Source organism: Pseudomonas sp. NY11955 (assembly GCF_048068035.1).
In the GTDB taxonomy this organism is placed as follows: Bacteria; Pseudomonadota; Gammaproteobacteria; order Pseudomonadales; family Pseudomonadaceae; genus Aquipseudomonas.
Genome location: NZ_JBLUPS010000008.1, coordinates 88,315 through 100,457, shown reverse-complemented (window position 1 = coordinate 100,457; position 12,143 = coordinate 88,315). Strand labels below are relative to the sequence as shown.

2 protein-coding genes are annotated in these 12,143 nt (G+C 65.0%); both read left to right on the top strand.

Going from position 1 to position 12,143, the window contains the following annotated elements:
- Nucleotides 1-47: 47 nt before the first annotated feature.
- Nucleotides 48-10,574 carry a VCBS domain-containing protein gene (locus tag ACNFBR_RS16490; RefSeq protein WP_416735901.1) on the top strand — a complete coding sequence of 3,509 codons (10,527 nt, stop codon included), beginning with the start codon at nucleotides 48-50 and terminating at the stop codon, nucleotides 10,572-10,574.
- Nucleotides 10,575-10,611: 37 nt separating this feature from the next.
- Nucleotides 10,612-12,120, top strand: a complete 1,509-nt coding sequence (locus ACNFBR_RS16485; protein WP_012272698.1) for a TolC family protein — start codon at nucleotides 10,612-10,614, stop codon at nucleotides 12,118-12,120.
- The last annotated feature ends 23 nt before the right edge of the window (nucleotides 12,121-12,143 follow it).

Sequence of the window (12,143 nt, the reverse complement as noted above, 5' to 3'; positions counted from 1 at the left end):
TTGCTGAGATCTCGATTCTGGCGTCGTTTTACGAGCAGGTATTCATCATGGACATGAAGAACAGAGCCGGTATCGCCGCTACTTTGCGCCCCCGGTCACAAACCCTGGCCCTTGAACAACGGATTCTGTTCGACGGTGCTGCCGCTGCCGCTGTCGACCAGCAGCACAGCGACCCCGCTCACGCCGAGGCCAAGGACACCAGCCACCCCGCCCCCACCGCCAGCGAGGCGCAAACCACCGCCGCGCCCGCCGCCCAGCCGCGCAACCTGGTGGTGATCGACGCCCGCGTGGAAAACCGCGACCAGCTTGTCGCCAACCTGCCCACCGGCACTACCGCACTGGTAGTGGATACGGGCCAGGATGCCATCGCGGCCATCGGCAATACCCTGGCGCAACTGGGCAAGGTCGACTCCATCCAGGTGTTCTCCCATGGCGCTGCCGGCCAGTTCACCCTGGGCAATCAAGTGTTCACCCAGCAAACCGTCGAGCAGTTGGGCGACCGCCTCAGCGCCTGGCGCAGCGAACTCAATGCCGGGGCAGACATCCAGCTGTACGGCTGCGACGTCGGCGCCGGCAGCAGCGGCCAGGCGCTGGTCGATGAACTGGCGCGCTGGACCGGCGCCGATGTCGGCGCCTCGAACAATGCCACCGGCAGTCAATTGGCCGGTGGTGACTGGCGCCTGGAAGTCAGCAACGGCGATGTGGACAAGTCCATCGCCCTGGCCGCCTCCACGCTGACCAGCTTCCAGGGCTTGCTGGCCGATGCCAGCCCCACCGCCAGCATTGGCGGCGGCGGTGCCGAGGTGCAGCTGGGCGAACAGTTCACCTTTACCGTCAGTTTCACCAACCCCTCGACCCAGGAAGGCTACGCGCCCTATCTCGACCTGTTCATGCCAGCCACCGGCCGCGACGGCAACGATGGCGCGACGTTCGTCTCCGCCACCTATCTGGGGCAGGCGGTGAACAGCTTCGTGATCACCTTCGATGCCAACGGCAATGCCAGCCACCCACTGGCCAAGGACGCCAATGGCAATGCCCTGGTGATCAATGCCGCCAGTGTCGGCATGAAGGCCGGCGACCAGATGGTGGTGCTGCAACTGCCGTACGCCAGCGTGACCAATGGCCAGCCCAGCATCGATATCCAGGTCACCGGGCTGCTGAGCAACCTGGCCGATACCAGTTACTCCGATGGCGCGCCCAACCTCACCATCAATGCCAGGGCCGGTTTCGAGTATGGCAACGACTCGCTGAACAACCCGGTTCAGGACCCAAGCCTGGTGGAAGCCTCGCTGCACAGCTTCATCATCACTCCCACCCTGCTCAAGGTCACGCAAACGGTCAACATGCCCGAGGGCGAAACCGTCACCGGCCCCAACTACACCCGCACCCAGACGGTTACCGTGACCCCGGCTCCCGGCCAGACCCTGACCAACGTCACCGTGACCCAGACGGTGCCCGACCAGGTCCATGTCAGCGCCATTACCCCGGGCCCAGGCGGCACACTGACTTCGGTTACCCTGCACGACGGCACGGTGTTGACCGACCCTGCGCTGATCGCCGCAGCGTTGGCCAACCCCAACGCCTTCGTGGCCAGCTATGCCATCCACTACGACAGCCTGAGCGCCGCCAGCGAAACCCAGGTCAGCTTCTACGTGCCGGAAATCGACGCCAATGGCCGCCCGGTGCTCGACCCGACCAGCGGCAACCCGGTCACCATCAACTTCGGTACCGCCAGCGTCACCGGCGACTGGAACCCGCTCGACCCACGCGACCGCCCGCTTGACCCGGACGGCTACCCGTTCAGCGAAACCGGCGACGGCCAGGGCGTGACCTTCGTCGCCAAGTCGATCACCTTGCTCAAGCAGGTCGACCTGCAGAACGACGTCGGCAGCGTCGGCCTCACCCCCGGCGACACCCTGCGCTACACCATGGACGTGGCCATTTCCGACTTCTTCGCCTTCGGCGAGAACATCCTCGAACAAGGCCAGTTCACCGTCACCGACCAGCTTGGCGACGGCCTGACGTTCAGTTCGGCCAACCCGCCCACCCTGCTGGTACAGGGCAACGGCAGCTCGTTGAGCATCGCCTTGGTCTTTACCCAGACGGTGAATGCCGACGGAAGCACCACCTTGGTGTTCGACATCGCCGAATCCATCCGCCAGGCAATCGCCGGCCCCGGTGTGGCGGCCTTGTTCGGCGACCTCTACGACGATACCGAGCAAAACGGTGCCACCGGCCTGCGAATCGTCTATGACGCTACCGTCGACACCACCTACACCACCGATCACCCGCCCCACGACCAACTCAACGAAGGCGACAGCGTAGGCAACAATGCCATCGTGGCCGCCACCGTGCTGCGCGATGCGCTGAACATCGGCGGCACCCAGACAGATGGCTCCAGCACCCTCAGCACCATTGAAACTTCCAATGTCGATATCGAGCTCACCCAGGTCAACGGCGGCAACCCGCCCGCCAACGGTGAGCTGCGCCCAGGCGATGTGGTGACCTTCACCATCACCTACGACCTGCTGATAGCCGACTACGAAAACTTCAAGCTTACCGCCTATCTGCCGCTGCCGTTGCTCGACGCCACCGGCATCAGCTGGAGCTTAGGCACCGGTGTCGGGCAGTGGACCATCGGCAGCGGCAACACCATCCTGGACGTGCCGGACAGCGTCACCACCGGCCCCGGCAACTCGATCGTCTTCGACTTCGGCAACTACGCCTCCGGCGGCCTCAATGGCGGCACGGTGCAAGTGCGCTTCACCATGGTGGTCGGCGACCAACCGTTCGCCGACCAGCGCGAGCTCGACGTGCTGGCGCAGTCGAGCCAGACCACCACGGTGGACAAGACCGTGCTCGTTTCCTCGGACGTGGCGGTGATCGAATCGGTGGCCGAACCGGTGCTGGACATCAAGCACGGGGTTGTCTCCAGCAGCAACGGCACAGTGACGGGCACTACGGGCAGCTGGAACGCCCCCGGCACCAGCGGCGTGCCGTTCGGCGGCAGCGTCACCAGCCTGGCGGCGGTAGACGGCAACGTCAGTGGCATCGACGGCGCCGACACCCTGCGCCTGGCCACCGCCCTTAAGAACACCGGTGGCGGCGGTGCCTACGATGTCAGCACCAGCATCACCCTGCCCAACGGGCTTGCCTTCGTCGGCGGCAGCCTGGCGGCTGCCAACCTGCAGATCTACCGGGGTGACGGCACATTGCTGGTGGCCGGCACCGACTACAGCGTCAACGGCAGCACCATCACCTTCCTCGACGCCAACGGCCAGGCCACCCTGCTGGCTGGCCGTGCAGGCACCGCCAGCGACCTGTCCGGTGCCAACGTGGTGGTCATCACCTACGACGTCACCGTCAACGACGCGATCCTCGCCTCCAGCACCCTGCAAAGCAGCGCGGCGCTGACCTACTACGCCAGCGTCGACGGCGGCCAGGACTTCACGCCCACCGACCTGGTGGAAGTCGCCAACCAGCAGGTGGCCGCTCCCGGCATCAGCAAGACCTACCAGAACGGCAGCCTCAGCGACGATGATTCCAGTGCTTCGCACACCACCGGCAGCAACCTGGTGGTCGGCGAAAGCATGACCTACGACATCGTCATCACCTTGCCCGAAGGCGTAACCAGCAACCTGCGCCTGAACGACCTGATCCCACCCGGCCTGCGCCTGGACCCACGCTTCAATGGCAACCTCGGCTACCAGCTGATTACCACGGTGGCCGGCAGCGCGGCACTGACCGCGGACTTCAATGGCAGCGTCAGCGTCAACCCGGTGACACTGGACGGCAGCGACGGTGCCGACCTGCAACTGGTGTTCAGCAGTGCCGGTGCCAACGCTGACAACGTCACCGGCAACAACAGTTTCGTCATCCGCCTGGTACTGGTGGCCAGTAACGTCACTGGCAACCAGCAAGGCACCACGCTGAACAACGGTGCGCAACTGGTGTACAACGACCCCGACGGCGATACGCCCAATGGCGGCACGCCGGTGGAGCGCAATGTGGTCAGTGCACAGCAGCCGAGCGTCACCATCGTCGAACCGACGCTGACAGTGACGCAACAGATCACCTCCACGCCGGTGTTCGGTGGTTACGAAGACGGCGACGTGGTTACCTTCGAAATCGTCATCAGCAACTCGTCGGGCACCAACGCCTTCGATATCAGCCTGCTCGACGGCCTGCCCACCGAACTGAGCGGCGTCAGCATTACCGGTATTACCTACAGCGGCGGTGCGACCAACAATGGCGGCGCGGACTTCATCATCCAGGGCGGCCAGCTGATCAGCGTCAGCGGGGCCAATATAGACATCGCCAACGGCGGGCGTATCGTGCTGCAACTGACGGGCACCGTGAATGCCACCGCGGCCGGTGAAGCGGCCTTTGCCAACGCCGTGGAGGTGCGCTGGACCAGCCTTGACGGCAACAGCAATGCGATCGACACGGTCAATGGCGAACGCAGCGGCGAAGATGGCGTGCTCAATGGCGGTAGCCTGAACGATTACCGACTGGCATCGTTGCTCACCTTCCAGGTCAGCAACGGTGTGCGCATCTCTCGGGTAGGCGGTGTCACCGACACGCCCCCCGCCACCAACAGCAGCGGCGTGACCGACACCAGCGGTGTTTCCGAGAATGTGGTGGTCGGTGAAATCGTGCGTTATCGCGTGGCTGTGCTGGTGCCCACCGGCGACAACCCCGACTACCAGATCCGCATCGAGCTCGCCGCAGGGCTGGAGTTCATTCCTGCCAGCCTCAACAACATCCTCATCGCGTTCCTGTCCAACACCCCTGCCGGCTTGACCACCGATGCCGCCAACCTGATCAGCAGCGGCACCCTGAGCATGCCGGGCAACGAACTCAGCGACGTGGCGCAAGGCATCAACCCGGACCTGTCCGGCGCGGTGCCGACCGGGGTGTTCGACATCAACAACGGGCGCCTGGTCATTACCACCAATGCCGATGGCAGCCAGACCGTCACCTTCAGCCTGGGCAACCTGGTCAACAACGAAATCAACGACCCCGATGTCGAAGGCGTGGTGCTGGAATTCAACGTGCGTGTCAGCAACGTGGCCAGCAACCAGGCCGGCGCCAACCTCGGCGTGTCCGCCCATGAGCACGTCGGCCTCAATGGTGGCGTGGATCGCGGCAAGAGCGACACCCTGTTCGAACGCGTGGTCGAGCCCAGCTTCGGCAACCTGGACAAATCGGTCATCGACGTCAGCCCAGGCAACGGCACCACCAATGCCACGGTATCGGTGAGCTTCACCCAGAATGGCGACGTGCCCGCCTACAACACCCACCTGGTCGACCAGTTCCCCAGCGGCAGCAATTACCAGGTACAAAGCATCCTGGTCAACGGCGCGGCCCTGGACCTGGCCAACTTGCCAGCCGGCATCAGCTTCAGCGACGGCACGGCGATTGCGCTGGACTTCGCCCGCCTGGCACCCGGCGACACCGTGCAGGTGATCTACACGGTAACCCTACCCAACGTCACCATCGCCGACAATGCCGCCAGTTCCGCCGTACTGACCTGGACCAGCCTGCCCACCGACTTCGAAAACAATGGCTGGGGCGGCTCACTGCCCGCCACCGCCGGTGGCGCCACGGGTGAGCGCAACGGCCAGGATGGCGCCAACGGCCTGAACAACTACGTGCTCAGCGAAGGGGCTGGCATGGGCGTGATCCAAGGCACGCTGTGGGACGACACCCGTAGCGCCACCGACAGCGTCACCCCCGACGGCCCAGGCCTGGACGGCATCGGCGTGACCCTGACCTGGGCCGGCGACGACGGCCAGTTCGGCACCGCCGACGACCGCACCTTCTCCACCGTTACCGCCAATGGCGGCTTGTACCAATTCGCCCTGTTGCCATCGGGCAGCTACCTGGTGGCCGTGGCGCAGGACCATTCGGCAGCGGCGAACAACAATTTCCGGCTGCGCATCGACAGCGATACCGGCACCGTAGCGAGCGGGCTTGGCGGCATCAACCTGGCCCTGGGCGAAGGCTCGACCGGCACCGCCGATGCCGGCTACGTGCACCTGAACGAGGCACCGGTCAACACCGTGGCCGACCAACAGGGGCTGGAGGACACGGTGCTGCATCTCACGGGCCTGGCCATCAGCGACGTGGACGTGAATGCCGGTAATGCCGACGGGGTGATGACCATTACCCTGTCGGTACTCCACGGGGTACTTTGGCAAAGCGCCACCCCGCCTGCGGCCAACGCCACGCCACCGGCCGGTGCCGGTCGCAGCCTGGTGCTGACCGGTACCCTGGCCGAGCTGAACGCACTGCTTGCGCAGCTTTATTACAAGGGTGACCAGGACTTCAACACCGCCCGCACCGCCGAAACCCTGACCATGGTCACCAACGACCAGGGTAACTATGGCGACCATCCGCTCAACGGCGACGGCATTCCCGGGCAGAACCCGGCCGATGCCCTGAGCGACACCGACGTGATGAACATCGTCATCACCCCGGTCAACGACGCCCCCATCGCCAACCCCGACCTGGCGATCGCGGTGGAGGCAGGCGGTTTCAACAACGGCGACCCGGGCGTGAACCCCACGGGCAACGTGCTGCTCAACGACACCGATGTCGATATCCAGACCAACGGCGACGTGCTCACCGTCACTCGCATCGCCAACAACCTCACGCCAGGTGGTGTGGCGGTGGGCGGCAACGTGGTCACGGTCCTGCAGGGGCTCTACGGCACGCTGGTCATGCGGCCCAATGGCGGTTTCCAGTACATTGTCGACAACGACAACCCAGCCGTGCAGGCGCTGCGCACCGCTGGCCAGTTCATCAGCGAGTTCTTCAGCTACGACATCGTCGACACCGGCGGCCTGAGCAGCAGCGCGGTGCTGCAGGTCAACATCCATGGTGCCAACGACACGCCGATCGCCCACGGCGACGTCGGCACCGCCATCGAAGCCGGTGGCACCAACAACGGCACACCGGGCCAGGACGCGGTCGGCAACGTGCTGGACAACGACACTGACGTCGACTCGGTAGCGCTGGGCGAAACCAAGCATGTCACCACCCTGCGCTTCGACGGCCCGGGCGGCGGGCGCATCATCCCACTGCCCAGCGGCGGGGCGACCACCATGCTGGCCAACTTCGGCACCCTGACCCTCAACAGCGACGGCAGTTACCGCTACGTGGTCGACAACAGCAACGCCGCCGTCCAGGCGCTCTCCCCTGGCCAAACCCTGGTCGAGCAGTTCAGCTACCAGATGGCCGACACTGATGGCCTGAGCTCCATCAGCGTGCTGGTCATCACGATCCAGGGCGCCAATGATGCCCCGGTGGCCGTGGACGACCATGGCACCGCCAGCGCCGGTGCCAGCGATGGCAGCCCGGCACCGGTCAATGCCAGCGGCAACGTGATCACCGGCAACGGTGGCGTGGGCGCCGACACCGACGTCGACAACCTCGACCAACCGACCGCCACCCAACTCAAGGTCGACGGCGTGCGCAGCGGCCTGGAAAGCGCCGGGGGTGCGCTCAGCCCGGTCGGCGCCGGCAGCCCGGCAACCCTCGACGGCAGCGTTGCCCGCCTGGCCGACAACAGCCTGATCAGCGGCAATTTCGGCCAGCTCATCCTCAACCAGGACGGCACCTACACCTTCGTCGTCAACAGTGCCGACCCTGCCATCCGCGCCTTGACGGCAGGGCAAAGCCTGGACGTGATCTTCACCTACCAGATCCACGACAGCGGCGGGCTGACTGACCAGGCGCAACTGGTGATCACCGTCACCGGGGTCAACGACCCACCCGTGGTCAACGCCGTCAGCATCGATGCCATCGAAGCCGGAGGCCTGAACAATGCCATCGCCGGCGTCGATCCCAGTGGCAACATCAGCGCTGCCTACAGCGACCCCGACGGCGACACCCTGAGTATCAGCGGTGTGCTCAGCCCGGCTGGCGTGGCCGGTATCCTCGGGCAACCCCTGGCGGGCAACTACGGCAGCCTGATCCTGGATAGCCAGGGCAACTATCGCTATGTGGTGGACAACAGCAACAGTGCCGTGCAAGCCCTGCGTACCGACGCCGACCGGCTCACCGAGGTGTTCCAGTACAGCGTCAGCGATGGCAACGGCAAGACCGTCTCCGCCACCTTCACCGTGGTCATTCACGGCCGCAATGACACGCCGATCGCCGCCAATGACAGCGCCATCGCCGTGGAGGCCGGCGGCGTGAACAACGGCACGCCAGGCCAGGCCGGCAGCGGCAATGCCCTGGGCAATGACCTTGACGTGGACGCCGGTGACAGCAAGACGCTGGATGGTATCTACCTGGGCACCCTCGCCGCCGGCGGTACTTTCGTCCAGGTCAGCGCGGGCGCCACGCAGGTTGCGGGCAGCTACGGCACCTTGAGCATCGATGCCAACGGCAATTACGTCTACACCGTCAACGACAGCCTGGCGGCCGTGCAGGCTCTCAAGGCCGGCGAAAGCCTGGTGGAAACCTTCAGCTACCGTATGCACGACACCGACGGCGCCAGCTCCCAGGCACAAATCGTCATCACCATCGAAGGGCGCTACGACACCCCGGTGGCCCATGATGACCTGGCCTACGCGGTGGCCACCGATGACGATGGCAATGGCGGGCGCAACCCCACCGGCAACGTGCTGAACAACGACACCGACGTGGATGCCAACGACAGCAAGACCGTCACCGCCGTGGGTGTGGGCGACGAAAGCAGCAACCCGACGCTCGACCCGTTGACCGGCAGCGCCTCCGTCACCACCAACTACGGCACCCTTACCCTCAATGCCGACGGCAGCTACCGCTTCGTGGTCAATTCCAGCGACCCCGATATCATCGCGCTCGGCCCGTTGGGCTTCGTCATCCAGCGCTACACCTACCAGGTCACCGATGGCGGCGGCCTGAGCGACACGGCCACCCTCTTCGTGCTCATTCGCGGTGAAAACCAGCCTCCGGTGGCCAACCCCGACCAGGGCCTGGCGATCGAGGCCGGCGGCCTGGACAACACCATCCCGGGCAGCAACCCGGCCGGCAACGTGATGGACAACGACTCCGACCCCGACACCATCAACATCATCGTGCCGGAAACCCTCGAAGTGCTGGCGTTCTGGAGTGGTGACGGGCCACTGCCGAGCAGCCCGACGGCAATCGGGCAGACGCTGCGCGGCCAGTACGGCGACCTGACCCTGAACGCCGACGGCAGCTGGAGCTACGTGCTCGACAACAGCCTGGCGGCGGTACAGGCACTGCGTGTCAGCGGCCAGACCCTGGTCGACAACTTCACCTACCTGCTCACCGACCTCTGGGGTGGTACCGCCAACGGCCTGCTGAGCATCACCATCGACGGTCGCAACGACGTTCCGATAGCCCACGACGATACCGCCGTCGCCGTGGAAGCTGGCGGGGTGAACAACACCAGCGCCGGGGTAGACCCGCGCGGTAATGTGCTGGACAACGACACTGACGTGGACGGCATGCAATACGGCGAGAGCAAGACCGTGCTGCAGTACAGCGCCGAAAACGGCCAGACCGCCAGCGCCGGCCAAGTGCTGCAAGGCCTGTACGGCACATTGCTGATCAATGCCGACGGCAGCTACCAGTACCTCGTCGACAATGCCAACCCCATTGTGCAGGCCATGCGCAGCGCCAGCGAAACGCTGCGCGAGGTGTTCACCTACCGCATGCGCGATACCGCTGGCGCCACCTCCGAGGCCCGCCTGAGCGTGACGGTCCAGGGGGCCAACGACAACCCGGTGGCCCGCGATGACAGCAACACCGCCAGCGACCAGGTACCGGCCCCGCACACCAGCGGCAACGTGCTGCCCAACGACAGCGACGTGGACGGCGGCGACAGCCTCACCGTCACCGGCATTCGCAGCGGCCAGGAAGGCGCCAGCGGCACTGCCGGTGTCATCGGCCAACCCATCGCCGGCCGCTACGGCACCTTGGTGCTCAATGCCGACGGCAGCTACACCTACACCATCGACCTGAGCAACCGTGAAGTGCTGGCAGCAGCGGGCCTGGGGCAAGTGCTGCAGGACTACTTCACCTACACGGTCAGCGACCTGGCCGGTGCAACCGACCAGGCCCAACTGACCATCACCCTGGATATTTCCACGCCTTACATTCCACCAGGGCCGTACCTGGACCGCGACAGCCAGGACAGGTCGGGCGGCTTGCCGCTGCCGGACGTGACGCCAGCGATCTACGTCACGCCCGTGGTGGAACAGATCAACCAGAACCTGACCCTGTCGGCCTGGGGAGCCGATGGCAGCAATGTGCAGTTGTTTGCCACACCCGAAATCGAAAGCCAGTCCCTCGGTGCCCAGCTCGGCCAGGTCAACGGCCAGTTCGTCGCCAAGGCAGTGGCCGCCAGCCGACTGGCCAGCGAGGAGGACAAGGACTGGGTCGACGGCCGCCAAGGCGTCATCGGCCTGAGTGCCGATGGCCTGCTGCCAGACCCGTCACTGTGGGCACCACTGCCTCGCGATATGGTGCCTGAACAACACGCCCAGCCGGCGAAGGGCTTCCGCGCACAATTGCGCGAAGCCGCACAGCGTCGCGGTAGCAACGCACCATGACGCCGATGTCTCATCACGGATTGAACAAGGACAGCCTATGCCCGTTTCGACATTGAAAAGCCTGAGCACCGTCACCGCCCTCGGCCTGCTGCTCGGCGCCTGCTCGGCCTTCGAGCCCAAGCCCTACAGTGAGGACGAAATGCGTCAGCGGGTCATCGAAGACCAGGCACGCATGTACAAGGAACAGGAACCGGTCAACGGGCCGATCACCTTCTACGAAGCTTCGGCGCGGGCGCTGAAATACAACCTGGACTATCGCCTGAAACTGCTGGAGAGCGCTCTGGCCTCGGACCTGCGCGATGTCTCCAGCCACGAGATGCTACCGCGCCTGGTCGCCTCCGCCGGCTATGCCGGGCGCAACAACGACTCCGGCGGCACCTCGATCGGCATCGAGGACCGCCAGGTCAGCTTGCGCCCGTCCACCTCCGAGGAGCGCTACCGCACGCTTTACAGCCTCGGCCTGTCGTGGAGCCTGCTGGACTTCGGCGTTGCCTACTTCCGCACCCAGCAGAAGAACGACCAGATGCTGATGGCCGAGGAACGCCGGGAAAAGGTCGCGCAGAACGTTTTGCAGGATGTGCGCAACGCCTACTGGCGCGCCCTCGGGGCACAGCGCCTGCTGCCTGAAGTGGACGGCCTGCTGATGCGTACCCACCGCGCCCTGACCTCCGCCCGCGAAGCCGAAGGGCGCGGCCTGCTGCCGCGCCAGGACATCCTCGCCTACCAGCGCGCCCTGCTCGACTCGGTCTACATGCTGACCGTGCGCCGTCAGGACCTGGAGTTCGCCCGCGCCGAGCTGGCGGCGTTGATGTCGCTACCGCCGAACACCCGCATGGTACTGGCCGACACGAACGAGCAACCGCTGCCTCTGCTCAACGGCAACATGGAAAAACTCGAGCGCCTGTCGCTGGAGCGCCGCCCGGAAATCATGGAAGAGTGGTACCGCAAGCGCGTGAGCATGAACGACCTGAAGATCGCCAAGGCCCAACTGTGGCCGAACGTGAGTTTCAACTACGGCTATGAGTACGACTCCAACAAATACCTGTACAACAGCGACTGGAACCAGACCGGCATCAATGTTTCGCTGAACCTGTTGCGCCTGCTGCAATACCCCGACATCACCGCCGCGGAAAAAAGCCAGGAAAAAACCGATGACATGCGCCGCACGGCGTTGTCGATGGCCATCCTGACCCAAGTCCGCGTGGGCCTGCTGCGCTACCAGCTGGCCCGCCAGGAAGTGGACTTTGCCGACGAGAGCCTGCGCGTCGACCAGAGCCTGCTGGACTATGCCCGCTCCTCGCGCAGCGCCGCATTGGGTAGCGAACTGGAGCTGATTCGCGCCGAAGGCCGCCTGCTGCTGTCACGCTACCAGCGCGAGGCCGCCTACTCCGATGCCCAGGCCGCCTGGGGGCGGTTGTACAACTCAGTTGGCTTCGAAGTGATGCCCAAGGAAATCGAGCAGCATGATGTGAAAACCCTGGCGCGGGAGATCCAGCGTACGGTCGAGCAGCAAAGCCAGGAAAACCTGATATCAGCAGCAAAATGACCGACTGGCGCAGGCTACCCTGC